This is a genomic window from Brevibacterium aurantiacum (assembly GCF_007558825.1).
In the GTDB taxonomy this organism is placed as follows: Bacteria; Actinomycetota; Actinomycetes; order Actinomycetales; family Brevibacteriaceae; genus Brevibacterium; species Brevibacterium aurantiacum_A.
Map to the genome: position 1 here is coordinate 29,408 of NZ_VLTK01000007.1, position 24,419 is coordinate 53,826.

Below are 24,419 nucleotides of genomic sequence, written 5' to 3' on the forward strand. Positions count from 1 at the left end.
GAATGATTCGAGAGGTGACGCAAGATGTCTATCGATGCCTATATCTTCTACAGCGACGGAAAATGCGCTGAAGCCTTCAAGCGATACCAGGAAATCTTCGGCGGCGAATTGACGATCATGCCGATGAAGGACGTGCCCGAAGACCAGCGGATGCCCGGTTCGACCGATGACACGGTCATGCATGCCGCCTTGACCTTCGATGACACGCTGCTCATGGGATCCGATGACACTACGGGCGATGGTGGCCCCAGGTTGGGTATCGCACTGTCCTACACGGCCGCCGATCTGGCGACTGCTGACACGGTCTTCGCTGCGCTGGCCGACGGCGGCGAGATCCAAATGCCGCTTGGTCCGACGTTCTGGTCCGAAGGATTCGGTATGTGCCTCGACCGTTACGGAGTGCCGTGGATCGTCGATACCGCCCAGTCTTCTGACGGTCCTGGGGACTGACTGGCCGGGGAAGAACAACTATTGTCGAATCATGAGCAGAGCTGAGAGCCTGCGGCAGTCCGCGATGGTTGAAAGGCAATGATGGCCAACGACAGCAGCTACCCGTTCGGCACGCCGTTCTGGATCGAGACTCTCCAGCCGAACGTGTCGGAGGCAGCCGAGTTCTACACTCAGCTCTTCGGGTGGGCCGTCGAGGACCCCGGTGAGAAGGACCGTGTGCTCGTGGCTCGGTTGGATGGGCAGAGCCTCGCCGGTATCGCTCAGGCGCCGGGGTCAGTTCCAGCCGGGTGGTTGATCCACGTCCTCGTCGACGACGTTGATGCCTCGATCGCTGCGGCTGAAGCCGCGGGTGGAAGCTGTCTCCTGCCGTATCTGGAACAGAATACGGGTGGACGAGTCGCGATCCTCGCAGATCCAAGCGGCATCCCCTTCTGCGTCAATGATGGCCAGGGCGTCGAGGGGGCCGAGATTGTCGGCGAGACCAACACCTGGTCAATGTCCTCGCTCCATAGTCCCGACGCTCGAGAGTCGCAGGATTTCTACGGTGCGCTTTTCGGCTGGGAACTGCACGAGGTGTCGGGTGCACCCTTCTCACGGTGGAGTCTCGACGGGCACACCATCGGTCTGCTTTCCGACGCCGGTGACGCCCCAGCTCACTGGGCCGTCAACGTTGCCATCAGCGACGCAGACACCACCGCGGCGCTCGTTGAGTCGCTGGGCGGCACGGTCGTGCTCGAGCCTTTCGACACAGAGAGCCACCGGAATATCGTCATTGCTGACCCCGCCGGTGCCGTTCTGGCCTGCAGTGCCGAGCAGCCGAGCTGATGAAGCTGCCGATCACGACGGCACCGTGCCTTCTCTGCAGGCTCCGAAGGGGACTGCCGCCCACGTGTGACCATGCGTCAATGGGCTCGCATGGCTTGGGAGACGCACTCGCGCAGCAGCCTCCGGCGGGAGGAGTGCGCCTCGGCGGGTTCACTGGTGTCGGCGGCGTAGACATTGCTCACCGGTGACCACGCCATCGACATCGCGATGACCATCGCCATGATGTCGAACGGGTCGCCATCCCGGACCTGCCCCGCCTTCTGAGCAGCGGCGATGGCCGACAGCTTGTGGTCATCGTAGTCATCGTGGGCTTCGGTGAGGTGGCCCGTGGGCCGTCGCTCCAATCGCGTCCAGGTGGCCAGTCGGATGAGGTCGGGACGGCGGAGGTATTCGTCGTAGAGACGCACGGCCCAATCGGCGAGGTCCTCAGCATCGATGGGCGCCGTGTTGGTGATGCTGTCGAGAGAGCTGAGGAAGATGGCGTCGAAGAGCTGGCCCTTGTCGCCGAAGTAGGAGTAGAGCTGAGCCTTGTTCGTCCGTGCGGCCGAAACGATCCGGTCGACGCGGGCCCCGGCGATGCCGTGCTGGGCGAACTCCTCGGTGGCGGCGTCGAGGATGCGCTGGTAGGTCGCTGCGCCGCGGCGGGTCTGGGGCTGTTCGGGCATGCAATCACAGTATCAAACAGACCAGTTGGTTTGCTTCGCCCGGAGTGCGGCAGTACGCTAAATAGACCGAATAGTCTGTTTAGGGAGATCTGTGATGCGAACGACCACTGGATGGCAGGCGACTGGCTCCTCGGAATTGAGTGCAGGCCTGCTGGAGCGGCGCGAACTGCGCCCAGATGACATCGCTGTGAGGGTTGACTACTGCGGGCTCTGCCACAGCGACCTGCAGGCACTGCGTGACCATGGTGGTCACTCGCTCCTCGTTCCAGGGCACGAGTTCACCGGCGTCGTCAGCGAGGTAGGGCTCGAGGTGGCAGCCTTCGCCGTCGGCGACAGTGTCGCGGTGGGCAACATCGTCGATTCCTGCGGTCAGTGCCCCATGTGCCGGGCTGGACAGGAGAACTTCTGCCACGAGTTTCCCACCCTGACCTATGGAGGGAAGGATCGTGTCGACGGATCGACGACCCTGGGCGGGTTCTCGCGTGAGTACGTTGTCCGCGAAGATTTCGCCTACCGACTTCCCGAGGGGCTGGATCCAGCCGCGGCGGCACCGCTGATGTGCGCGGGCATCACCGTCTGGGAGCCGCTGCGCGCGTTGGATGTCGGGCCGGGTGTACGTGTTGCCGTGGTCGGGCTCGGAGGCCTCGGCCATCTCGCAGTCAAGTTCGCAGTCGCACTCGGCGCCACCGCGACCGTGATCAGCCGCACCTCGGACAAGGCCGACGACGCCCGCGGGCTCGGCGCGCATGGGTTCATCGTCTCCACCGATGCTGCGCAGATGACCGCGGCGCGGGAGAGCTTCGACGTCGTCATCGACACCGTTTCGGTACCACACGACATCGCGCCCTATCTCAAGCTGGTCGGGCTGGACGGGACACTCAGTATCCTCGGCTATCTGGGCGCGCTCACCGTGGAGGTCACCGACCTGCTCATCGGTCGAAAGAAGCTCAGCTCCGCAGGCAGCGGAGGTCGACCTTCGACCGCTGAAATGCTGCAGTTCTGTGCCGACAACGGGGTCGTCCCCGACGTCGAGGTGCTGCCGTCTTCACAGGTCGACACTGCACTTGAACGACTCGCAGCAAACGACGTGAGGTACCGGTTCGTCCTCGACATGTCCGACCTGGATGAGATTGATTGACTCTTCGGCGTGCTCTCAGCCCCTCCGACCTCGAGCGGCGGACTCTATGAGGTTGTCCCCGGCCAGGGCATGCTCGGACTGGACCGCTTCCATCCACTGACTCGTCGTCGTGACGGCAGCCCAGTTCGAGTTCAGGACAGCCATAATGGTTTCGTGGACCTGCTTTGCTGGAGCGGAACCGGCAGAGTTCTCAATATCGATGGCGCCGGTGGCGTCCGACAGCACCTCGACGGTGAATCCGAGCGGTTCGGACGCGGCGACGGAGCCGATGATGCAGTTGTTAGTCATGTACCCGACGATGGTGAGTGTGTCGATCTCGCGATCGCGCAGCCACGACTCGAGGTCGGTGCCAGCGAAGATGCTGGCGAATTCCTTCGTAATGCGGTGTGATGCCGCATCTGCGCGCCCAGCGACCTCGGGGTTCAGTGCGAAGGTCGGCGAGTCCGGAGCGAAGACAGGGAACCCCTCGGGTGCCTGATGTTGCACGACGACAATCGGTATTCCCGCCTGTTCGGCGGCATCCATCGCTTCGGTGATGCGAATCAGTGAGTCTTCGCGCGGGGGATGCTGGATCTGCAGCAGTCCTTCGAAGTATTCCTGCTGGGCATCGACGACGATCAGTGCGCGACGTGGTGCGGACATGAGTTCTCCTTCGGGTCGGGTGGCATGGTGCGATTCTCTCCGGCGGCTGCCGGGAGGTTTCAGGGGTGACTCGCCGCTCCGTAATGTTCGGCGAGTAGTGTGACGGTGCGTTCATCGACACCGCGGGTATGGGCGCCGACCACAGTCATTACTTCATCGACGGCGGTCTGCTCCTGGAGGGCTTCGAGTCTCTGGGCGACGGTCTCCGCAGTTCCGGTATAGGCCCGCTGTGTATACATATCGAGGATCGCGTTCTCGTTCGCTGTCGCGGTCGTTGCAGAATACGCTGCGACTTCTTCGGGAGGGAGAAGGATGAATGGTTCCCTTTTGAACATGCGCAGCATCGCCATCGCCGAGCTCGAGGCCTCCCGTTCGGCCTCGGCCGCGTCCTCGGCCACCACCGTGCTCACGCTCACCATCGAGTAGGGGCGATCGAGCACGGACGAAGGTGTGAAATTCTCGCGGTAGATGCGCATGGCTGTGGTGATATCGGCATCACCGAACTGCAGGGCGAATGCGTACGGACGACCGAGGCGAGCTGCCAGTTGTGCGGAATATGGGGATGAGCCGAGGATCCACAGCTGCGGATGCGTCATGGGAGCGGGAACTCGGTTCTGTTCGTTCTGCCAGGGGCCGGGTACGGCGTGCACTTCGGTGTAAGGGTGTCCGGCCGGGAAGTCGTCGGAGAGGAATCCCATCAGCTCGGCGAGCTGTTGCGGGAACTCTTCGTTGGCTCCGGCACCGCGGCGAAGTGCGGCAGCCGTAGCACCGTCGGTACCTGGTGCCCGTCCCAGCCCGAGGTCGATGCGTCCCGGGGCAAGGGCGTCGAGCATTCCGAACTGCTCTGCGATCACCAATGGGGAGTGGTTCGGCAGCATCACCCCGCCCGCGCCAAGCCGGATCCGTTCAGTGTCAGCAGTGAGGCGGGCGATCATCAGTGGCGGTGACGCGACGGACAGTGCGGGCATCGCGTGGTGCTCGGACATCCAGAATCGGTGGTAGCCGAGGCGGTCCGCTGCCTCAGCAGTGCGAACGGTATCGGCCAGTCCCTCTTCGGCGGTGTGGCCGACGCCGGGGCCTCCGCCGGTGTGTACGGATAGGGCGAAGGGGGCAGACCCGAATTTCGGAGGGAACGTCAATTCACAAACTCAATTCTCACGGTAAATAATGCTGTTTCACGTTAGATTCAGCGTAGCATGATGTCACGGTAAATCAATACTGATACCATGATGTTTATGACTGTTATGCCTCTTCCACCGAGCCCCGGCGCGCATGAGCACAGCAGCGTCGACCTCGCGAACAGCACAATCGACCTCCCCGGCGGCAAGAGCGCCGATGCGTTGAGCACCCCAGAGGCAACGACCGAGTGGCTCATCGAGCGTGGCCTTGTCGATGCGGGGGTGCAGCTGCAGTCCTACTGTCAGAATCGGCTAGTAGGTCTCCGTGGTGACCTCCGGTCGGCTTTTGCTGCTTGCGCCGCAGGGACGGCTGTCGACCAGCGGGCCCTAGACGGGATCAATGCCGCACTCACTTCCGCACCCAACGCATCACTGCTGCACTTCACTCCCAGAGAGGGGTTCTTCCGCTCGCTCGAGCACCCAGCGACGCAGCTGGTCGAACACGCCATGTCGGTGATCGCCGAGGATGCGGCAACGCTGCTGGCCAGTGACGAGGCCCGCCTGCTCGAACAGTGCGAGGCCGAGCCGTGTTTACGGTTCCTGCTCAAGACCCATGGGCGTCGGCAGTGGTGCTCAACTCGGTGCGGAGACCGAGTGCGTGCCGCGCGCTCATACGCACGCAAACGGGCTCAGGCAAACGCGGGGTCCACTCGATCGGCGTAGATCCTCGATCTGGAGCTCAGCCCTTTCGGCCCCGGTGGTTCGCCTCCGTCAACTCAACATACGCTAAGTGCTGGTCTGCCGAATAGCAGACGACCTTGCCTTTGTGATTCTTGGTTTTCCTGAGGATCCCTGCCTCGGCGAGCTCGACGAGAGCCCGATGGGCAGCAGCGCGAGAGACTCCGTGCTCGACCGCCACCGAATCGATGGTGATCACCGGCTCTCGCGCTAAGCAGTCGAGGATTTTGAGGATGACCGAACCGGCCCTCGGGTGGATCGGTGACTTGCCGATTTCGCGACGGTGCTCGGCGAGATCGAGGCGAACTGTCTGATCCAGTGCTTCGATGTCCTCGGCCAGGAGGACAGCTCTTGCGGCGGCCGCTTCGACCGCCTCGGCGAAGGAGATGACCCACTGATCAAGGTCGGATGGGTCTTTGCGATACGCGTTCAGGCCGCCGATATAGGCGTTCGTGTTCGAGGCGAAGACCGTGCTGATCGGCACGAGCACAGTACGGAGTGCATCGGAACGTTTGAGGACCGTGTGGACGAGCGCTCGCCCAGTTCGGCCGTTCCCGTCGGCGAAGGGGTGGATCGTTTCGAATTGGGCATGGGCGATTGCGGCGCGGATGACCGGATTGCCCTCCGTGGCCGTGATGAACGCAGCCAAATTCGCGACGAGCCGTGGAACCTCAGTTGGTGGTGGAGGTACGAAATCTGCGCGCAGCGGGCTGTTGCCCGGGCCGCCCACCCAGTTCTGGGCTTCTCGCAGTCCAAAGGCAAGCCGCGGCTTGATCGAGTGCTGGAGGTCTTCGATGTCCTTGACGCTGATCGGCCGAAGTGGATTGGCGATCTCGTCGATGGCGTTTTCAGTCGCCCGTACGTTGGCGATGACATCGAGAGCCACACGATCGCCGTACTTCAAACGCTCAGCGATAGCCAGTTTCTTCGGACTGAGTCGACTGCCTTCGATCCACGAGGAGGAGATGCTTTCGGACCGGATAAGCAGATGGTTGAGGTAGGTGCTGCCCGACGAGCTGATTCGTTCGTCGAATCGAGCGAGGACGACCGCCGCTTCCTCGGCTGCATGCTGTGCTTTGGCACCGAGTTCTGGGAGCGTGATGGCAAGCTCATCAGGCAGATATGCGCGGTGCGTACCTGAGGCTCTGTCCTTCTTGCTCAGCCCGGCTGGGTTCGGAGGTGTCCAGTGGAGTTCGGCGGTGTAGGGCATGGGGCGACCTCCTCTCGGGATGGGCCGTAAGTGTGAACACTTCGCTTCAATATTTACTTTAGTGTATCTAAAGTAAATAAACTTCACGGTGGGATGACGCTGCGATCCTGCCAATGGTGTCCAAGGTCGAATCGTCATTCCTGGATGAGGTAGATCGATGGGTTATCGCCAGTGCGTTTGGTGCGAGGCGGCGAATCCGGGAGTGAATCAGAAATCCGGTGACCGCACGCTCCGAAACGATTGAACCAGGCTACAGTTTGATTCAAGTCAACTACTGGTGATGTCTCAATGAGGAGAGATTGTGGAATTTGAAGAGCGGTTGTCCGCCTTGGCGGCGAAGGTTCAGAATCAGCGGGATGCAATCCAGACCGAAGAAGCAACGAAAAACGCCTTTGTCATGCCTTTTATCTCTACGATCCTCGGCTACGACATCTTCAATCCACTCGAGGTGGTTCCGGAGTTCACCGCCGACGTAGGGGTGAAGCGTGGTGAGAAGGTGGATTACGCAATCATGCGCGAGGGTGAAGTCCAGATGCTCATCGAATGCAAAAAGTCGGCGGAGGCACTTCGAATTGAACACGCATCGCAACTCTTCCGGTACTTCTCCGTCACCAATGCGCGAATTGCAGTCCTGACCAATGGTGAAATCTACAATTTCTACACCGATCTGGATGCGCCGAACAAGATGGATGATCGGCCGTTCTTGGTATTGGATCTCAATGACATTGACGAAACCCTGTTGCCTGAACTTCGAAAGCTCTCCAAGGAGAACTTTGACCTCGAATCGGTCATCAGTGCGGCTGAGGAACTCAAGTATGTAGGAGCCATCAAACGAGAGATTGCTTCGCAGTTCAAGGAGCCCGACGAGGCGTTCGTTCGGCTCTTCACCAGCAGTGTCTACGGTGGTCGGTTTACTCAAGATGTAAAGACGCAGTTCACCCAACTCGTCTCCAAAGCAGCAAAACAGTACCTGAATGAGCAGGTGAACGACCGGTTGAAGACGGCGCTGGGCGCCTCATATTCTGCTCCATTGGAAACCTCCGCCCAAGCCGATGCTGTCACCAGTGAGACGATCGCTGAAGCTGACCTGGATCGGGACACTGAGATCGAAACGACGTTGGAGGAGCTCGAAGGCTACCAGATCGTCAAGGCGATCAGCTGCAGCGAAGTGAAGCCTGAAAGGGTCGTCCAGCGTGACTCGAAGTCGTACTTCGCGGTGCTGTTGGACGATAACAACAGAAAGCCCATTGCTCGACTCCGTTTCAACGGAAAGAAGCAGAAATATCTAGGACTGTTTGATGAGAACAAGGCCGAGACGCGTCATCCGATCGCAGGTCTTGAAACCATCTATGAGCACGCAGACGCAATTCGTGAGACTGTACGCCGGCACGTTGAGTAGCACTTCGAAATCGACGTGCGTTTGTTCCGAGAAGTCCTATCCCTCGAACAGCCCCCGAATGTCTTGGGCCGTCACCGTCTGACTGAAGGCCTGACCGTCGACGTTCTGACCGTCGGTCATGAGGGAGTCGAAGAGTTCTGCCTTCTTCTTCTGCAGGGCGAGGACCTTCTCCTCGATCGTGCCCTCGGCAACGTAGCGGTAGACCATGACGTTCTTTGTCTGCCCGATCCGGTGGGCACGGTCGATCGCCTGATTCTCCGTCGCGGGATTCCACCACGGGTCCATGAGGAAGACATAGTCGGCCTCGGTGAGATTGAGGCCGAACCCGCCGGCCTTGAGACTGATGAGGAACACCGGTGCCGCACCGGTCCGAAACTCTTCGACGATCTTGCCCCGATTCCTCGTGGATCCGTCGAGGACGACGTAGGGAATGCCTCGGTGATCGAGGTCTTCGGCGATCTTGGTCAGGAACGACGTGAACTGGCTGAACACGATCGAGCGGTGGCCTTCGGCAACGACATCCTCGAGTCGTTCCATCAGGGCCGCAAGCTTGCTCGACGGTACGCCTTCGTGTTCACCGTCGACGATGCGCGGATCCAGGGCCAGCATGCGCAGAAGAGTCAGTGAGCGGAAGACGATGAAGCGCTGCTTGTCGTACTCGCTGTCGATGAAGCCGAGGATCTTCTTCCGCTCCTTCTGCAGCACCCGATCGTAGAGCTTGCGATGAGCGGCATTGAGCTCGACATTGATGACCTGCTCCTGCTTCTCCGGCAGATCCGCAGCAACGAGATCCTTGTTCCGGCGCAGCATGAACGGTCTGATGCGCTTCTGCAGACGCTTCAATCGACCCGGGTCCTCACCCACTTCGATGGGTCGCACATACTCCTTCTCGAAACGGTGGGCGCTGGGGAACAGTCCAGGTGCTGTGATGGCGAACAGCGACCACACATCGCGCAGAGAATTCTCCATCGGCGTTCCCGTCAGCGCCAGGCGGAACGGGGCGTTGACCGACTTCGCCGCCTGATGGACCTGAGAGGAGCTGTTCTTCACGAACTGCGCCTCATCGAGGACGAACCCAGCCCATTTGAGGCGAGAGATGGGGTCTTCGTCCAGGCGCAGCATCGCATAGGACATGATGATGACATCGGCACCGGCGACCACCTCGGCGAGGGCGGTCTTCCTCTTCTGAGTCGACTCGGAGACGACGCGAACGTCGAGACCAGGGGTGAACTTCGCGGCTTCCTTCGCCCAATTGTCGACGACCGAGGTGGGGGCGACGACGAGGAACGGAAGCTCTGCCCGCGCATGAGTGATGAGTGCCAGGGTCTGCAGGGTCTTGCCCAGTCCCATATCGTCGGCCAGAATCCCGCCGAGGTGGCACCTGTACAGCAGTGCCAACCACCGGAAACCCTGTACCTGATATGGGCGCATGGTGACCCCACCCAGATGTGGCACCTGGGTGGCAGGCAGGTGGTCGAGGTCGAGCAGTGCCTGTGCGGACTCCTGCCAAGACTGGGCCGGAAGCGTCTCATCGGCGAGTTCCTCGAACTCCGACCACAGCCCCACGTGCAGGCGAGTGATCTTCGGGGAGTCCGGCTCCCACTCGGGGATGAGGTCTGCTTCAGCCAGGAGCGCTTTGAGCTTGTCGAAGGCGGGTTTGTTCAGCGACAGAAAAGTGTTGTCGACGAGCTTGATCTTCTTCGTCCCCGCAGCCAGGGCCTTGTAGAGCTTGACGAAGGGGATGGGTTTGCCGTCGATGGTGATCTGGAATCCCAGGTCGAACCAGTCGTTCTTCTCCGATTCGACCGAGGTGATCGTGATGTTGGGCTCCCCGCCGAGCTCGCGATAGGGCTGTTTCTTCCCGCGCGTGATGACCTTGACGTGGTCGATCTCTTCAAGCCCAGGCAGGACATTGACGACGAAGTCCGCAGTGTCGGCGTCCGTGAGTTCCATGTCGCGGGGGTGGCCGGGCGGCTGAGTCTCGGCGAGGACCGATTCCACCTGACTGAGGACGGAGACCTCATGCTCGAGGTCACGGTTGTCGCGGGGGCTCAGCGTGGGGGTCGTTGCAGTGCTTCGACCGTCTGCCTTGCTGCGGATGGCGGAGGTGCCGAGCTTCGACAGTGGCACCACGGGCAGGGTCCGTCTGGGTCCCGAGTACTCCCAGTACCACTGCAGACTCAGGTGGTCCTTCGCCCCGAACGCCATGAAAAGGACCAGCCGCGGCTGGCTGAACTGGGGGAACTTCACCGTCTCGTCGGTGCTGACAACCTCGGCGGAGGTGCGCAGGAGCGGGTAGTACTCCTCGAAGAACTCCTCGGACTCGTCAGCAGGAATCGTGATCGGCCCGACCGCACCGAACACGGACAGTGCCGATTGTGCCGTCGGCTTCGACGCGGGCGCCATGGTCACGGAGAAGCCCGAGCGCAGGTCGACGCCGAAGAACCCGTGCGTCCAGATGGGCTTGGTCAGCCCTGCTGAGAATTCGCGTTCATCGATCGTCACTCGCGGCTGTACCCGCAGCAGGTTCTTCACCCGGTTGACGTCGATGATGGCATTCGCTTCGCGTCCGATGTGCACGCGCATGCCCTGATTGACGCCGACGAGTTCGATCCCGATCTCGGTGGCCCGAGCGAACATGTCCCACAGCAGGGGGGTGTGAAAATCGCCGAGGTTGTACGGTGCCCCATCGGGCGTGAAGTCAGTCTTGTCCCGGGTGCGCAAGCCCGCGAGCTGGGTGAACCATTCCTGGTGACGGGGATCGACATTGAATTGCCTGGCCATCCGGTCGATGGTCCGCCACGTGAGGGATTTCTTCACCCAGTTGCCTGATTCGCTGAGGATCAGCGGGCGGATCGCCAGGCTGGGATCGGTGCCAGGGGAGACCGCTTGCTTCTCCAGAACCACAGAATGCTTCGGTTCGAACCACGTCCGGGCCACCACCTCGACGAGCTCGAATCCCAGGGCCACCGGCGTGTACTCCTGCGGGGCCGCCTCGGCGAGGGAGGCGAAGATGTCACGCCAGCCGGCGGGGGTGGCGTTGAAGGACGCGGTGCGATTGTCAGGCACCGTGCCATCTTCTCATTGCCCACGGACACATCACGTGGAAACTCGATGTGGACACAGTCGTTCGAGAGGAACAGACTGTTGATCATGGGCCAGGATGGGGAGCGCGAGTACAGCGATGCGCAGAAGTGGATGGTCATCAAGGGCCGGAAATGGCGAAGAACCGATCCGGAACTGCCTGAGGAGATGGTGGCAGAACTGAAAAGCCATCTCGGCACAGCACGGAACGCTGTCCGCACCGCACAGAAGACGGGTACGGACGAGGAAGTGAGTGCTGCCCGAAATCGGGTCTCCATCGCCAAGCACGGACTCGGAGAACGGGGCGACTATTGGTGGCAGATGGACGTGGGGCAGCGAATTGCGCGCGCCGAGGAATCCTTGGACCGTCTGCGGTGAGGTCCGTGGAGCGGTAAATGCGTCAGGGGTTGAACAGTTCGATCTCGTCCGGGGAATAGTAGTCCTGGGCTCCGGCGCCCGTTCGCACGAGGTACTTCCCGGTCTTCTCATAGAGATAGACGACGGTGCCGACACTGTGTGCCATTGCTCCGGAGGTGACCTGGACAGTATCGCCGATATTGAACTCAGTCATGGTTCAGTCTAAACATGCCGACTCGAGGAACAGGCCAATACACTGGACACAGTCAGGCAATGATGAGGCACCGACGACGCGGCGGCGAGGGGAACGGCTAGTGGGGTGGAGCACCAGTGAGTTGGCGGAGCTGACCGGGACTACGGTCAACACGATTCGGCACTATCACAAGCTCGATCTGCTTGCGGACCCCGAGCGGATGAGCAACGGGTACAAACAGTACGGGCCCTCACATGTGCTCAGGCTCCTGCAGATCCGACGACTGCGCGAACTCGGAATCCCTCTGGCCGACATCAGCTCCGTTGAAGACGACCACGAAGCGCAGCAGCTCGCGCTCAAACGGCTCGATGTCGAACTCGGGGAGAACATTGCCGAGTTGGAGAAGGCCCGTGAACAGATCGCGAAGCTGCTGCAACACGGCGCCCCCATCGACACCGCCTCCGAATTCATCGACATTGCGGCCACGATGTCCAGCCCCGATCGCAGCCTGATGTCCCTCTACTCGCGTCTCTACGATGAGGCGACGATGGCTGAGATGAAGACGATCATGACCGCGACGACTCCCTATGACCGAGAACTCAATGACCTCGCCGAGGATGCCGATGAAGCCACTCGCGCGAGGCTGGCCGAAGCGATTGCGCCAAGTTTGAAGGAGCATCTGGAGACCAACCCCTGGCTGCTCGCCCCGCACCACGGGATGCGCGGAGACGTCGCCATGGGGCAATCGGCCATCATCGGATCGATCACTGAGCTCTACAACGAAGCCCAGATCGACGTCATGCAACGAGCCTTCATCCAGGTGTACCCGACCTTGGACGTGGCGGAAGAGCACCGTGAGCGTTTTGCAGCCTTCATCAAAGCCCGCATAGCCGAGGAATCCGGCTGAGGATTTCCTGAGTTCAGTCCTCTGGACTTGACCCTGTTCTGAGAACACAGTTTCCACTGGTAGTAATCAATCGGACTACTTCCAGAGGACATCATGAACACCGTCATCACCTTCTTCCAAGACCTCGCCTCCCACGTCCCTGACCTCCTGCAACCGCTCATCATCGCGCTCGCCGGCGCAGTGCCCTTCGTCGAGGGGGAGGTCTCGGCCGTCATCGGCGTGTGGGCCGGACTCAACCCGATCGTCGCAGGCCTCGCCGGGGCCATCGGCAACTTCGTCTGCGTCACCGTCATCGTGTTGCTCGGTGCCCGGGCACGCAGGGCCGTGGTCACTCGCCGGAGCCGAACTCGGGAGAGCATTCCCGTTGGGGTCGGAGGGCCCGGAACAACCATTGCCGACGAAAGCGCAACTGCCGATTCGAGCACAACGACGGAGGGCGAAGCGAGGTTCCTCGACCAGCCACCTGCCGAAAGGAAGCCAGAATCGAAGGGCCGCATCAAGTTCAAACGCTTCCTCAACCGCTTCGGAGTCCCGGGCGCAAGCCTGCTCGGCCCCCTGGCCATCCCCACCCAGATCACCTCGACGATCTTGGTCAGCGCAGGCGTCAAGACCTCCTGGATCCTGCTCTGGCAAGGAATCGCCATCGTCGCCTGGACGACGCTGACCACGCTCATCGCCATCGGAGCACTCGGCCTCATCACCAGTTGAACAAGAAAGGAAGAGTCATGACCACCGCATACCGACACAGGAAGGCCCTCACCTATTCGGCCCTGATCCTCGTGGCCACCGGACTCCCGTTCGTCATGCCGTTCTCTGCCACGCTTCTCGGCTGGGCACTCGAAGTGCCCATGCGCCTGGCCTTCTCCGAGTCGCTGCTGGCCACACTCGGCGTCTTCCTCGCCTGGTTCGTCATCTCCCGGCTCATCGACGTCATCCTCGATGGCAGCGACATCGGCGGCACGCTGACCGGACGTTTGGTCTCGTCCGGTGCCTCGATGGTGCTTCTGGGCGGCGGTTACTTCCTCATCGTCGACTCCGCGCTCGCCTCACTGCTCATGGCCGTCGCAGTCTGCGGACTGCTGTTCGCGCTGAGTTTCGCCATCGACCGTGGAATCGGTGCATCCCACGTAAGATGAAGTCGATGAATGATTCCGCCGCCGACAGGTCCCACACCGCCGCCCCCGCACTCATCGGGGCGCTGCTTCACCTCGCCGCGATCGACGCGGGCCTCGGCTCGGCCACGTCATCTGCGCTGAGTCCCGAGGATAGCGAGATCCTCACCGAGGTGGAAGTTGCCCTGCGCAATCAGACGTTGAGCGGGCGAGGCGTGGACGATGCCCTCGCCGAGGTGGCCGGATCCATTGCCAGCGTGCGCAGCTCTGCCAGCCCGGTGCCGCTGACCGCAGCGAAATACGAGAGGCAGCGCACTGCCGTCCTCGGCCAACTTGGCGTGGTCTCGAGCAAGGGCGCGAGCGTGTGGCCGCCGACGAGTCAGACCGCCGTCCAGCGCTTCGGCTCCTGGAACGAGGCGCTGAAGGCTGCAGGGCTGGCGAGGAGCTCGGTCGGTCGCGCAAAGGGTCAGCTGCGCTTTGATGAGGCTGCCTACGATCAGGCAATTGCGACGTTCGTCGCTGACTGTGACGACCGTGATCTCGGTGCCACCTACAAGGCCTACGGCGAATACGCTGCCGAGCACAAGGGTGAAGTGCCCTCGGCCGCGGCGGTGCGGAAGTTCTACGGAAGCTGGAACGCAGCGCTCGCCTCGGCGGGGTGAGGGTCTCAGGGCGAACTTCTCGGGCCACTGCGGGATGGCTCGATGACGCAGAAATGTGCAAATACACAATTCTGAGTCCCACCTCGGTGTGAAATTTCATTGTCGCCGAAGTGCGCACAGGGAAGAGTGATGACAGTCACTTTCAACTCTGTTCATCTGCACTCCGGGAGGCACCACCATGAGTTCGCCAACTCGCACCGACGACGGATCCGTCGACGACTCAGGCACCGGCACGGCTGCCAGCGCTCGCCTCGATCGCGCGAAGATGCGCAAGATCGCGACCGCCAGCGTCATCGGCACCACCGTGGAATGGTACGACCTGTTCCTCTTCGGCACCGCCTCGGCGCTGGTGTTCAACCAGGTGTTCTTCCCCGAGCTCTCACCGGCTTTGGGTACGATCCTCGCGTTCCTCACCTTCGCCGCCGCCTACCTGGCGCGCACGGTGGGAGCGGTCCTGTTCGGACACTTCGGCGATCGCCTCGGACGCAAGTCGATGCTGCTCGTCTCCCTCCTCGTCATGGGTGGTGCGACCCTGGCCATCGGCTTGGTCCCCGACTTCAACACGATCGGCATCGCTGCACCGTTCATCCTGCTCACCCTGCGCATCATCCAAGGGCTCGCGCTCGGTGGCGAATGGGGTGGAGCGGTTCTCATGACCGTCGAACACGCACCCGAGGATCGTCGAGGCTGGTACGGGTCGATGGTCCAGGTGGGAGTCCCCGTGGGTACGCTGCTGGCCAACCTCGCCTTCCTCATCGTCACCGGTCTCGTGTCCGAGGAAGCGCTCATCTCCTGGGGCTGGAGGGTTCCGTTCATCGCCTCCGTGCTGCTTGTCGCCGTCGGCATCTACATCCGGCTCAACATCGAAGAGACCCCGAGCTTCCAGCAGGTCCGCGAACAGGGAGCGAAGGCCAAACTGCCCTTCGCCCACCTCATGCGCCACTATTGGAAGCCCGTCATCTTGGGCGGCGTCGCCACCCTGTCGACCGGGTCGACCTTCACGCTCATGGTCGCCTCCGGCGTCAACTACGGCACTCAGGAGAAGGGGCTGTCGAGCAACTTCATGCTCTGGGTCGTCCTCCTCGCCTGCATCGTCGGACTCATCTTCATCCCGGTCTTCGGCCGTCTGTCCGACAAACTCGGGCGGCGCCCGATCATCGCCGCAGGAATCGCCGGCGAAGTGATCCTCGCCTTCCCGTTCTTCTGGCTCATCAACACCGGGAACGCCGCCGCAGTCTTCCTCGCCTACGGGCTGATGATGATCGCATTCTGCGCGAACTACGGCCCGATCGCGACCTTCCTCGCCGAGCTCTTCGGCGCGAAGATCCGCTACTCCGGGCTGTCCGTGTCCTACATGCTCTCGGGCCTGCTGGGCTCGGCCATCACCCCCGCGATCACCGTGTGGCTGCTCGACGTCACCGGCAAGTCCGACTCGATGGCCTGGTACATCGCCGGCTCCGCGGTCCTGTCCCTCATCGCACTGTTCCTGCTCACCGAAAACCGTCTGCAGAGCATCGACCAGGCGGATACCGCCGAGGCGAGAGTCGACAGCGGCACGTCCGCCGAGGCTGGAGTGGAGAACCGATGATCCGTCACATCGAGACCGCGCCGGGGCTGGCCCCGAGCATCGGTCCCTACTCACAGGCCGTGGTCGCCAATGGCTTCGTCTTCACCACCGGACAGGTGCCCTTCGGCGCCGACGGTGTCACACCAGAAGCGTTCGAAGACCAGGTGAGAACGTGTCTGAGTAACCTACGATCGGTTCTCGACGAGGCGGGCAGCGGGATTGACCGGGTCGTCAAGGTCAACGCCTACCTGACCGCACCTGAACAGCGGGAGCCATTCAACCGCGTCTACGCCGAATTCTTCAGTGAGGCGAAGCCGGCGCGGACCACCGTGTGCGTGTCGATCTGGGACATCTCCCTCGAAGTCGAATGCGTCGCGGTCCTGGGAGACTCGTCCGAAGCCAAGAGTGGGGCTGCATGAGCGCTGCGATCCCACCTGAATTGATCGAGGCACTCCGGGAGGTCGAGCTGCCGACGCTCGGCCACTTCCTCGAGGACGGTTTCTGCACTCCGCGTATGGTCCCGATCAACGCGGGACCGCAGATGGTCGGCAGGGCTCGAACCCTGGATCTGCGCGAACCTGATGCGCTCGCCGTCAATCGGGCACTGCACGGACTGAACCCAGGTGACGTCCTCGTCATCCGGGTCGCAAGTGGTATCCACGCCCCGGTCGGGGCGGTCACTGCGGCTGCAGCGATCGCGAAGGGTGCCGCAGGCATCGTCGTCGACGGCCCCGTCACCGACTCCGAGGCGCTGCGGCTTGTGCAGGACAAGCTTCCGGTCTTCGCCACGGGCCTGATCGCACGGACGACGAAACGCATCGGCAGCCTCGGCGATGATGCCCTCGATTGTGAGGTCGACATCGACGGCGTCACGGTCAGTCCGGGCGATCTGGTGCTCGGCGATCGTCAGGGCGTGCTGGTTCTTCCGCCTGCAGGGCCAGGAAGTGAGGTGCTGCAGGCGGCGTTGGCCTCCGATCGGGGCGAACCGGAGTTACTCGCGCGAATCGCGGCTGGGGAGGACCTGCGGGTGCTGCTGCCGGGATAGGCGTTCAGAGACGTTCGCGGCGCTCGACCGTAGGGTTGCAGGTCTCGTATCTTCATATGTCTGTGCGCGAAAACGTGACGTTCTCCAAAGCGCACCTCCTGAAAAGCGCGCGTCGAAGCGAACCCGTGTGATGTCAGCCAGTTTGCGCCAGCAGAAGTATGGTGCGCGGGCTCTGAACCTTTATCGGCATCGCGCGGTTCCTGGCGCCAGTCTCTACGTCAATCAGCGGCATACCGCTGTGCGGTCCAACGGGAACCGCACAGCGGACAGAACCTCACTCGAGGAGGCGTCCTCCCTTGATGACGGAGTGGATTGAGCTGTCTGCGTCGCCCAGCACTGAAACGTCGTCAAGCGGATTGGCGTCGAGGACCAGCAGGTCAGCGGAGGCCCCTGCCGCTACCACGCCGAGGTTACCTTCCTGTCTGAGCAGTTCGGCGGCTGTGGTCGTGGCCGAGCGCAGGACTTGGTGGGAGGTCTGAACTTTGGCGCGAATGGCAAATTCCTGGCCCTGATGTGGGTGCATTCCGCCCAGCAGATCAGAGCCGTAGGCGATCTTCACATTGTGTTCAGCTGCCAGCTTCAGGGCATCCAGGCCGGCGTAGAGGACGTCGTCGACCTTATTCTGGCTAGCTTCCGGCAGGCCGAATGCAGCGCCATCCTGCTTCAGACGCTCGTATGTCACGAGGGTGGGGACGAGGAAAGCGTTCTTCTCGAGAAGGAGTTCGACGCTCCGGCGATCGATGAGGTTGCCGTGTTCGATGGAGCGAACGCCGAGTTCAAGGCCGCGATTGACCGACTTCGCAGTGTAGGCGTGTCCGAGTACATACCGATTCGCCGCTTCTGCTTCCTCGACTGCCGCTCGGATCTCATCGTCTGAGAACTGGGTCGAATCGACGCGGTCGGTGGGGGAGGCCACTCCGCCTGAGAGCATAATCTTGACGTGATCCGCGCCGGTGCGCAGATTCTCCCGGGCGGCTTTTCGCACCGCGTCAGCTCCATCGCAGACAATGCCGATATTCGGACAGCACAGGTGCTTGTCCATGACATGGGTTCCGGGTCCGCGCATATCTGCGTGTCCTCCGGTCTGCGACAGCGCCTTGCCGCCGAAGAACAGCCGCGGCGCAGGGAAGAGATTCTCGCGCGCTGCCGCCGCGATGCCGAAGTCTGCGCCTCCGGCATCACGCACGGTGGTGAAACCGCGACCGAGCATGTCTCCCATCAGACGTGCGGCTTGAGCGCCGAGGTAGTAGGGCGACTGATCGCCCAGGTTGCCGAGGTTCGCGGTGGTAGCCAAGACATGGACGTGAGCGTCGATCAGACCGGGGGAGACGATTCTGCCTTCGGCATCGAAGCAGTCTGACCCCGAAGATGGGCGGCTTCCGCCGACCTCGACAATCTGCTCGCCATTGATGGTCACTGTCGTCGGCTCGGATATCGTGGCCGTATCCACGTCGAGGACCCGAGCGTTGGTGATCGTGCTGATGCCCTGACCGAGATGCATTCCGTGTCTCCTTCATTGGATCCGATTAGGATGATGGGCCCAGAGTAGATGAAATGCAACATTTTTTGCAATGGAGGTCCGAACTGTGAGCAGCTTCTCCGAGTGGGTCGACACTCTTCGATCGGCTGCACGGCTGACACGTGCGACGAAGACGATACTGGGTGTGATCAAGACGGACCCGGATGAGGCCGCATACTGCTCTGCCCAAGCTCTTGCCGATATGGCGCAGGTGAACGTCGCAACTGTCGTTCGGGCCGCTCAGTCTCTCGGATACTCCGGCTGGCCGGCCTTCTCAGCCGAAATCCGCACTCGCTATCTGGCGTCGCTGAGCTCACGCAGCTTGTATCTGCACAATCGAAGTCAGGGGCTGTTGGCGACCACGATCGACAAGGACATCGAACTGCTCGAACGCATGCGCGATGGTCTCGACGAGAACTCTTTGAACAGAATGAGCGAGCACATCATCGCCTCCGAATCCACGGGTGTGTTCGCGACGGGATCCTACGCGGCCCCTGGAATGCAACTGTCGCATGTGGCTCAGATGCTCGGATTTCGGGTACGTCTTCATTCGGGCTCCGTGACGTCGATGGTCAACGAGGTCAATCTCCTCACTTGGCGTGACTGCTTCCTCGCAATCACGCTGTGGAAGTCCTCCCGCGCCGTGGTGCAGTTGGCCGAGGCTGCGCGCGAGCAGGGAGCCAAGGTCCTCGTCATCGCCGATCGTCAGACTGCGTTGACCGACATTGCCGACGAGTACGTCCTCGTGCCCGCCGAGTCCTCCGAGCTGATCTCATCGCTCGTGTGTGCGACCAGTGCCGTCCAGTACCTACTGGGGTGTCTTGCCCGGCATGACGAGGAGCGGACCCAGAGCATGCTCGGACGCATCGACGACCTCTGGGGAGCCACCTCGGCGATTGCCGAAGAATGAGACGTTTGCAAAACATGTTGCATTCACCTGTGCTCATCGTTGAGAATCGTGGTCAGCGCATCTGTGCTCCACGACACAAGGGAAACCTATGAATCTCACATTCGTCATCGTCCTCATCGCCTACGTGGCGATCATGATCACCATCGCTGCGTGGTTCGGTCGCGCTTCGGCCATGAAGGACGGCGAGGACTTCGTCCTGGCGGGCAAATCCCTGCCCACCTGGGTGCTCGCCGGGACCCTGTTGGCGACCTTCGTCGGCTCCGGTTCGATCATCGGCGGCGCGAACTTCATCTTCAGCAATGGTCCGCTGGCGGGGATGCTGTTCTTCGGCGGCACCTTCTGCGGGATCATCGTCCTGTACTTCATCGCTCCCAGGGTCCGGAGGAACGGGTTCCGCACCGTCCCGGAACTGTTCGAATCCAAGTTCGGCCGACCGGTTCGCGTTGTGGGGACCATTGTCGTCCTCGTGGCGTTTATCGGCATCACCGCGTACCAGTTCACCGGAGCCGGCTATATCCTCACTCTCATCACGCCGCTGAGCACTACCCAAGCGACGATCGTCGCCACGGTGCTCATCACGTTCCTGTCGCTGTCAGGCGGACTGAAGTCTGTAGCCTGGACCGACTTCCTCTCCGCCGTTCTCATTGTGCTCTCCCTGCTTGGAGCTCTCGTCTGGGTGTTCCTCAACGATCTCGGCGGTTTCGGCAGTTACGTCGAACGGCTGGACCCTGCGTTCAAGTCCTTCACTGGTGTACTCACACCCTGGCAGATCCTGGGCTATTTCCTGCCCCTGTTTCTCCTCATTCTCGGAGATCAAAACATGCACCAACGCCTCGCATCCGCCCGCTCTCCCAAAGTTGCCCGCAATGCGACGATCCTGTTCTTCGTCGGAGCTGCGCTGATCGTCGCGCCGATCATTCTGCTTGCCTCGGGCTCAACCATTCTCATGCCCGAGATCAATCCGGACATGGCGGTCCTCGCTCTCGCGGAGGGCGAGTTCACGCCCGCGGGCATCGGTGCCGTACTCCTCGTGGCCGCACTTGCGCTCATCATCACCACCGGGTCGTCCTATCTCCTGACTTGCTCCGGCAATGTCGTCTACGATCTCGTATTCATCAAAGACAAGGAACGAGGTAACTCCAAGAAGGGGGTCCTGGTTGGCAGGGCATCTGTTCTTGCGATCGCGATCTTGGGCTTCATCATGGTTCAGTTCTTCGAATCTGTGCTCGCTCTTCAGATGTACGCCTATACGATGTACGGCGCGGCGATCACTCCGACGGTGCTTGCTGCCCTGTTCTGGAAGCGAGTCACGGCAGCCGGGGCCTTGTCGTCAATGGTCGCCGGTGGCGTCGTGACCGTCCTCTGGGAGGTCAGTGGCAGATCCGAGGAGATCAATTCCGTCATTCCCGCGCTGCCTGCAGCTATCGCTGTCCTCATTGCGGTCAGCCTGCTGACCAAGCCTCACGGCAGTGACGCGCGTTCGGCGGCGGAGGTCCCTGCACGCCGCTGAATCGCACGCTGCGGAGAAATTCCCTGGGGCGGGCGAGGACGTCCGCGGGAAGCTATCGCGTCGCCGCAAACGCCTCCAGCCGGTCGCACGCGTCGTTGATCGTGTCCGACGAGACTGCGAAGGTCAGGCGCAGGTAGCCTTCGCCTGCAGGTCCGAAGGCTGAGCCGGGGATCGTGGCGAGGTTGTGGTTCTCGAGGAGCGCGATCGCGAGTTCCCAGCAGCTCAGGACCCACTCCTTGATATTGACGAAGGCATAGAAGGTGGCTTCGGGTCGGATGACGTGCAGCCCGTCGATGGCGTTGATGCGGTCAATGAGGATCTCGCGCCGTTCGGCATAGGACTTGACCATCATGGCGACCTCGGTCTGCGGCCCTTCGATGGCAGCGACTGCGGCCTCCTGGACGAATCCCGGCAGGCTCGATGTCAGCCCCTCCTGAAGCAGAGACATCGGCGCGATGAGGTCCTCGCCGCCGATGACGAATCCGCAGCGCCAGCCGGTCATCGCATAGGTCTTCGAAAAGCTGCCGATGGCGAGGTACCGGTCGAAGTCAGGGCGCACCTCGGAGATGGAGGTGAACTCGGCGTCGTCGAAGACCATCTCGTCGTAGACCTCGTCGGAGATGACGGTGAAGCCATGGTTGTCGGCGAGCTCGGCGATGCGCTCGAGCTCGGTACGGTCCATGACCGAACCCAGTGGGTTCGAGGGGCTGTTGATGATCACCGCCGCGGTCTTGTCGCTGATGGCAGCTTCGACATCTGCGGCCCGGAGTTTGAAGTCGTTGTCCTCTTGCACCGGCACCGGCACCGCAACTCCGCCGAGGCGGTGGATCTGTCCCACGTAGTTCGGGAAGCTGGGATCGGGGATGATCACCTCCTCACCAGGGGAGACGGTGATGTCGAGAGCGAAGGTCAGCGCCTCCATCGCACCGAAGGAGACCATGACATTCTCCGGCCCGATGCCGCGATCCCAGCGGCCGGAATACTTGCGGGCGATTGCGTTGCGTAATTCGGGGATGCCGGCATTGGCGACATAGCGGGTGTTGTTGTTCTCGATGGCACGAATGCCGGCGGCCTTGATGTGCTCCGGGGTGTTGAAGTCGGGTTCCCCGACGGTCAGCTTCACCGCCTCAGGGAAGTCGAGCGCGAGGTTGAACATTTTGCGGATGCTCGAGGCCGGGTAATTCTCGGCCACCGGTGAGATGCGCCGGTAAGTGCGGGTCATAGGGGCCTACTTTCGTGTGTGGTCGACGGGTCGGTCTCTATTCGTGCAAGCCGGCCAGGCGAGAACCGAACTGGGCGAGCAGGCTGGTCTTCTTTGCGCCGGTGATGCGCTCCCAGTCGTCGGAGATGTTGAAGATCTTGTACATCGAGCGGATGCCCAGCCAGCGGATCGGCTCGGGCTCCCACTGACCGGAATAGTGGTCGTTCCAGGGCAGTGTAGTCAGCGGCGTGGCGGATCCCGAGGTCCGGTCGAGCAGGGTCTTCGCCGCCAGATGCGTGGCCGTGACCCCATGTCCGGCGTAGCCGCGGGCTACACCGATGCGCTGGTCGGTATCGAAGAAGATGCCGGCGCACCAGTCCCGAGTCACGCCCAGGGCGCCGCGCCACGCATGGGCAACCTCGAACTCAAGGTCAGGGAAGAGCGAGGACAGGCGCGCACTCAGAAGATCGACGACTTCGGCGGGGACTTGGCCGTCACCCGGCAGTCCGGATCCGAACTCGTAGGGTGCACCGCGACCGCCCAGAGCGATCCGGTCATCGTCAGTACGCTGAGCGTAGATGAAGGTGTGCGCGGTGTCGCCGAGACATTCGCGGCCGTCCCAGCCGATCTTCTCCCACGCTTCAGCCGACAGTGGGTTGGTCGCAATCATCGACGAGAACACGGGGATGACCTGCCGACCTTCCAGCCCGGGCAGGTCGCCGGTGATGGTGTCCGAGTAGCCTTCGAGGCAGACGAAGATCGTGTCCCCGGTGACAGGCCCCCGATCGGTGGCGACAACGCCCTTTCCAACGTGACCTGCCGAGGTGTCCTCACAGATCGTGACTCCCTGCTTCCGAAGGACGTCGGCCAGTCCACGTGTGAGCAGGGCCGGATCGATGCGCGCGGTGCCCGGGAAGAAGACACTGCCGCGAGCGTTGTCGACGTTGATGCGTGCCTTGGTCGCCTCGGCATCGAGGAACTGCATGTCCTCCGGCCCGTACCCGTACTGTTCGTCGCCGTCGAAGAGTTCGCGCAGCCTGGACATTCCGGCCTCGGTTTGGGCGATATCGATGTGACCGCCGCGGACCTGATGGGCGTCGATGTTCTCCCGTTCCAGGACTTCGAGCACCTCGTCGATCGAGTCGAAGAGAGCGGACTGGAAGGACCTCACGGATTCGACTCCAGTCAGTCCTGCCGAGCCGACCGGGCCGGTGGGATCAGTGGTGCGGGCCCGGTCGACCGCCTCGGCGTATTTGGCTCTGTTGCCGGGCAGGAGTGTCGAGAGCCAGCCGCCGTTGCGACCGGACGCCCCGTAGCCGATGTGCTTGGCCTCGACGATGGTGATCTGCCAATCGGGGTGGGCCTGCCTCGCGTAGTAGGCGGACCAGAGGCCGGTCATGCCGCCGCCGACGATGACGAGGTCCTGCTTGACTGTAGGCAGCGGGGAGGGGGAGGTGGTCTCGGGCGGTGACTGGGTCAGCCAATGGGAGGCCTCGCCGTTGAGGTAGGACATGGAATCAGTTCTATCCCACCGCTGGAGCTAAGTAAATGGTTGCGGGGTGGCGTATTGCCATATGGAATCCGTGACGACCAGTTCTGATTCTATGGGTGCCGTCGCGCGCACGGCAGTCGTGCTGGATACACTGATTTCATGAGCGCAATGGAGCCGATTCGCACGCAGGATTTTGCACTTGACCACGAGCCCATCGAGGACTGGCAGCGGGTGGATGCGACTGCCTCGGCGACGGACGGCGAGGCTGCCGTGCCAGGCTCAGGCGCCTCGCTCACCGGCCCGGGCACGGCGACCGCCGACCCAACCACGGCCTTCGCCGAACTCGGCACGATTGCCGGAGCCGACTACGGACTGTGGGAGATGAGCGCCGGCGCCATGCGCGACGTCGAGGGCGACGAAGTCTTCCTCGTCATCAGCGGCACCGGCCGAATCGAGTTCGATGAGCCAGAGCATCCGCCGATCGAACTCTCACCGGGCATATTGGTTCGACTCGCGGATGGGATGAGAACCCACTGGTACGTCGACGACGCACCACTGCGAAAACTGTTCATCGCGCCAGGAGAGGGCTTCGGGCCAATCGAAGTCTGAGTGTGAGCCTGAGATGCGGGCGAGCAGTTTAGCGTCACAATCCAGTTCGGTGCCGCCCCCACGCGT

Annotated in this window: 25 protein-coding genes; 16 read left to right on the forward strand and 9 right to left on the reverse strand. The window is 62.0% G+C overall.

The features are described 5' to 3' along the window. The first annotated feature begins 24 nt into the window (after positions 1-24). Complete coding sequence (locus FO013_RS12800) at positions 25-450, forward strand: VOC family protein (RefSeq protein WP_143922967.1); 426 nt, start codon at positions 25-27, stop codon at positions 448-450. 78 nt (positions 451-528) lie between these two features. Further along, complete coding sequence (locus tag FO013_RS12805) at positions 529-1,275, forward strand: VOC family protein (RefSeq protein ID WP_222103620.1); 747 nt, start codon at positions 529-531, stop codon at positions 1,273-1,275. A 77-nt stretch (positions 1,276-1,352) separates the two neighbouring features. Here FO013_RS12805 and FO013_RS12810 read toward each other — a convergent pair whose 3' ends face one another. Continuing rightward, positions 1,353-1,940: a TetR/AcrR family transcriptional regulator gene (locus tag FO013_RS12810; RefSeq protein WP_143922968.1), complete on the reverse strand. Its 588-nt coding sequence runs from the start codon at positions 1,938-1,940 to the stop codon at positions 1,353-1,355. 94 nt (positions 1,941-2,034) lie between these two features. Here FO013_RS12810 and FO013_RS12815 point away from each other — a divergent pair, with 94 nt between their 5' ends. Next, a complete protein-coding gene (locus FO013_RS12815) occupies positions 2,035-3,078 on the forward strand; it encodes an NAD(P)-dependent alcohol dehydrogenase (protein WP_143922969.1) in 1,044 nt (347 codons plus the stop codon). Positions 3,079-3,093: 15 nt separating this feature from the next. On the opposite strand, the gene FO013_RS12820 is transcribed toward FO013_RS12815, so the two are convergent. After that, positions 3,094-3,720 (reverse strand): cysteine hydrolase family protein, encoded by a 627-nt coding sequence (locus tag FO013_RS12820; RefSeq protein ID WP_143922970.1) that lies wholly within the window; start codon positions 3,718-3,720, stop codon positions 3,094-3,096. 59 nt (positions 3,721-3,779) lie between these two features. Next, positions 3,780-4,859 carry an LLM class flavin-dependent oxidoreductase gene (locus FO013_RS12825; protein ID WP_143922971.1) on the reverse strand — a complete coding sequence of 360 codons (1,080 nt, stop codon included), beginning with the start codon at positions 4,857-4,859 and terminating at the stop codon, positions 3,780-3,782. Positions 4,860-4,955: 96 nt separating this feature from the next. Between FO013_RS12825 and FO013_RS12830 the strand changes: the two genes are divergently transcribed. Then, the gene (locus FO013_RS12830; protein ID WP_143922972.1) at positions 4,956-5,561 is read left to right on the forward strand and encodes a CGNR zinc finger domain-containing protein; all 606 of its coding nucleotides are present in this window, start codon (positions 4,956-4,958) and stop codon (positions 5,559-5,561) included. Positions 5,562-5,577: 16 nt separating this feature from the next. On the opposite strand, the gene FO013_RS12835 is transcribed toward FO013_RS12830, so the two are convergent. After that, positions 5,578-6,786: a Fic family protein gene (locus tag FO013_RS12835; protein WP_143922973.1), complete on the reverse strand. Its 1,209-nt coding sequence runs from the start codon at positions 6,784-6,786 to the stop codon at positions 5,578-5,580. A 301-nt stretch (positions 6,787-7,087) separates the two neighbouring features. Between FO013_RS12835 and FO013_RS12840 the strand changes: the two genes are divergently transcribed. Further along, the gene (locus tag FO013_RS12840; RefSeq protein ID WP_143922974.1) at positions 7,088-8,185 is read left to right on the forward strand and encodes a type I restriction endonuclease; all 1,098 of its coding nucleotides are present in this window, start codon (positions 7,088-7,090) and stop codon (positions 8,183-8,185) included. A 36-nt stretch (positions 8,186-8,221) separates the two neighbouring features. On the opposite strand, the gene FO013_RS12845 is transcribed toward FO013_RS12840, so the two are convergent. Further along, entirely contained in the window at positions 8,222-11,254 is a 3,033-nt protein-coding gene (locus FO013_RS12845) for a DEAD/DEAH box helicase (protein WP_143922975.1), read from the reverse strand. 84 nt (positions 11,255-11,338) lie between these two features. On the opposite strand from FO013_RS12845, the gene FO013_RS12850 reads away from it, so the two are divergent. Further along, a complete protein-coding gene (locus FO013_RS12850; RefSeq protein WP_143922976.1) occupies positions 11,339-11,647 on the forward strand; it encodes a biopolymer transporter Tol in 309 nt (102 codons plus the stop codon). 22 nt (positions 11,648-11,669) lie between these two features. Here the strand turns inward: FO013_RS12850 and FO013_RS22390 are convergent, their stop codons facing one another. Further along, positions 11,670-11,840, reverse strand: a complete 171-nt coding sequence (locus FO013_RS22390; protein ID WP_186293096.1) for a KOW domain-containing RNA-binding protein — start codon at positions 11,838-11,840, stop codon at positions 11,670-11,672. 121 nt (positions 11,841-11,961) lie between these two features. Here FO013_RS22390 and FO013_RS12855 point away from each other — a divergent pair, with 121 nt between their 5' ends. The 7 genes from FO013_RS12855 (at position 11,962) to FO013_RS12885 (ending at position 17,112) form a co-directional block, all read left to right on the forward strand. Beyond that, positions 11,962-12,726, forward strand: a complete 765-nt coding sequence (locus FO013_RS12855; protein WP_186293097.1) for a MerR family transcriptional regulator — start codon at positions 11,962-11,964, stop codon at positions 12,724-12,726. Positions 12,727-12,819: 93 nt separating this feature from the next. Continuing rightward, entirely contained in the window at positions 12,820-13,434 is a 615-nt protein-coding gene (locus FO013_RS12860) for a small multidrug efflux protein (RefSeq protein ID WP_143922978.1), read from the forward strand. A gap of 17 nt (positions 13,435-13,451) precedes the next feature. After that, positions 13,452-13,862, forward strand: coding sequence for a hypothetical protein (locus tag FO013_RS12865; protein WP_143922979.1), 411 nt, complete (start codon positions 13,452-13,454; stop codon positions 13,860-13,862). A 5-nt stretch (positions 13,863-13,867) separates the two neighbouring features. Continuing rightward, positions 13,868-14,500 carry a homing endonuclease associated repeat-containing protein gene (locus tag FO013_RS12870; protein ID WP_260848134.1) on the forward strand — a complete coding sequence of 211 codons (633 nt, stop codon included), beginning with the start codon at positions 13,868-13,870 and terminating at the stop codon, positions 14,498-14,500. 178 nt (positions 14,501-14,678) lie between these two features. Further along, the gene (locus FO013_RS12875) at positions 14,679-16,088 is read left to right on the forward strand and encodes an MFS transporter (RefSeq protein ID WP_260848135.1); all 1,410 of its coding nucleotides are present in this window, start codon (positions 14,679-14,681) and stop codon (positions 16,086-16,088) included. After that, positions 16,085-16,486, forward strand: coding sequence for a RidA family protein (locus tag FO013_RS12880; protein WP_143922981.1), 402 nt, complete (start codon positions 16,085-16,087; stop codon positions 16,484-16,486). Before FO013_RS12875 ends, FO013_RS12880 begins: the two co-directional genes overlap by 4 nt. Then, entirely contained in the window at positions 16,483-17,112 is a 630-nt protein-coding gene (locus FO013_RS12885; protein ID WP_143922982.1) for an RraA family protein, read from the forward strand. The genes FO013_RS12880 and FO013_RS12885 overlap by 4 nt, the downstream gene beginning before the upstream one ends. Before the next feature lie 274 nt (positions 17,113-17,386). Here the strand turns inward: FO013_RS12885 and FO013_RS12890 are convergent, their stop codons facing one another. Beyond that, a complete protein-coding gene (locus FO013_RS12890; protein WP_143922983.1) occupies positions 17,387-18,613 on the reverse strand; it encodes a metal-dependent hydrolase family protein in 1,227 nt (408 codons plus the stop codon). 85 nt (positions 18,614-18,698) lie between these two features. Here FO013_RS12890 and FO013_RS12895 point away from each other — a divergent pair, with 85 nt between their 5' ends. Then, complete coding sequence (locus FO013_RS12895; protein WP_186293098.1) at positions 18,699-19,541, forward strand: MurR/RpiR family transcriptional regulator; 843 nt, start codon at positions 18,699-18,701, stop codon at positions 19,539-19,541. Positions 19,542-19,629: 88 nt separating this feature from the next. Next, positions 19,630-21,051 carry a sodium:solute symporter family protein gene (locus FO013_RS12900; protein WP_143922985.1) on the forward strand — a complete coding sequence of 474 codons (1,422 nt, stop codon included), beginning with the start codon at positions 19,630-19,632 and terminating at the stop codon, positions 21,049-21,051. Between the two features lie 52 nt (positions 21,052-21,103). On the opposite strand, the gene FO013_RS12905 is transcribed toward FO013_RS12900, so the two are convergent. Continuing rightward, the gene (locus FO013_RS12905; protein WP_143922986.1) at positions 21,104-22,273 is read right to left on the reverse strand and encodes a pyridoxal phosphate-dependent aminotransferase; all 1,170 of its coding nucleotides are present in this window, start codon (positions 22,271-22,273) and stop codon (positions 21,104-21,106) included. A 37-nt stretch (positions 22,274-22,310) separates the two neighbouring features. After that, positions 22,311-23,765: an NAD(P)/FAD-dependent oxidoreductase gene (locus tag FO013_RS12910; protein WP_143922987.1), complete on the reverse strand. Its 1,455-nt coding sequence runs from the start codon at positions 23,763-23,765 to the stop codon at positions 22,311-22,313. A gap of 138 nt (positions 23,766-23,903) precedes the next feature. Between FO013_RS12910 and FO013_RS12915 the strand changes: the two genes are divergently transcribed. After that, positions 23,904-24,353 carry a cupin domain-containing protein gene (locus tag FO013_RS12915; RefSeq protein WP_260848136.1) on the forward strand — a complete coding sequence of 150 codons (450 nt, stop codon included), beginning with the start codon at positions 23,904-23,906 and terminating at the stop codon, positions 24,351-24,353. Positions 24,354-24,419 lie beyond the last annotated feature (66 nt).

Coding starts and splice junctions, on each gene's coding strand:
- FO013_RS12800 (WP_143922967.1), top strand. CDS start 25: ATGTCTATCGATGCCTATATCTTCTACAGCGACGGAAAATGCGCTGAA.
- FO013_RS12805 (WP_222103620.1), top strand. CDS start 529: ATGATGGCCAACGACAGCAGCTACCCGTTCGGCACGCCGTTCTGGATC.
- FO013_RS12810 (WP_143922968.1), bottom strand. CDS start 1,940: ATGCCCGAACAGCCCCAGACCCGCCGCGGCGCAGCGACCTACCAGCGC.
- FO013_RS12815 (WP_143922969.1), top strand. CDS start 2,035: ATGCGAACGACCACTGGATGGCAGGCGACTGGCTCCTCGGAATTGAGT.
- FO013_RS12820 (WP_143922970.1), bottom strand. CDS start 3,720: ATGTCCGCACCACGTCGCGCACTGATCGTCGTCGATGCCCAGCAGGAA.
- FO013_RS12830 (WP_143922972.1), top strand. CDS start 4,956: ATGACTGTTATGCCTCTTCCACCGAGCCCCGGCGCGCATGAGCACAGC.
- FO013_RS12835 (WP_143922973.1), bottom strand. CDS start 6,786: ATGCCCTACACCGCCGAACTCCACTGGACACCTCCGAACCCAGCCGGG.
- FO013_RS12850 (WP_143922976.1), top strand. CDS start 11,339: ATGGGCCAGGATGGGGAGCGCGAGTACAGCGATGCGCAGAAGTGGATG.
- FO013_RS22390 (WP_186293096.1), bottom strand. CDS start 11,840: ATGACTGAGTTCAATATCGGCGATACTGTCCAGGTCACCTCCGGAGCA.
- FO013_RS12860 (WP_143922978.1), top strand. CDS start 12,820: ATGAACACCGTCATCACCTTCTTCCAAGACCTCGCCTCCCACGTCCCT.
- FO013_RS12865 (WP_143922979.1), top strand. CDS start 13,452: ATGACCACCGCATACCGACACAGGAAGGCCCTCACCTATTCGGCCCTG.
- FO013_RS12870 (WP_260848134.1), top strand. CDS start 13,868: ATGAATGATTCCGCCGCCGACAGGTCCCACACCGCCGCCCCCGCACTC.
- FO013_RS12875 (WP_260848135.1), top strand. CDS start 14,679: ATGAGTTCGCCAACTCGCACCGACGACGGATCCGTCGACGACTCAGGC.
- FO013_RS12880 (WP_143922981.1), top strand. CDS start 16,085: ATGATCCGTCACATCGAGACCGCGCCGGGGCTGGCCCCGAGCATCGGT.
- FO013_RS12885 (WP_143922982.1), top strand. CDS start 16,483: ATGAGCGCTGCGATCCCACCTGAATTGATCGAGGCACTCCGGGAGGTC.
- FO013_RS12890 (WP_143922983.1), bottom strand. CDS start 18,613: ATGCATCTCGGTCAGGGCATCAGCACGATCACCAACGCTCGGGTCCTC.
- FO013_RS12900 (WP_143922985.1), top strand. CDS start 19,630: ATGAATCTCACATTCGTCATCGTCCTCATCGCCTACGTGGCGATCATG.
- FO013_RS12905 (WP_143922986.1), bottom strand. CDS start 22,273: ATGACCCGCACTTACCGGCGCATCTCACCGGTGGCCGAGAATTACCCG.
- FO013_RS12910 (WP_143922987.1), bottom strand. CDS start 23,765: ATGTCCTACCTCAACGGCGAGGCCTCCCATTGGCTGACCCAGTCACCG.
- FO013_RS12915 (WP_260848136.1), top strand. CDS start 23,904: ATGAGCGCAATGGAGCCGATTCGCACGCAGGATTTTGCACTTGACCAC.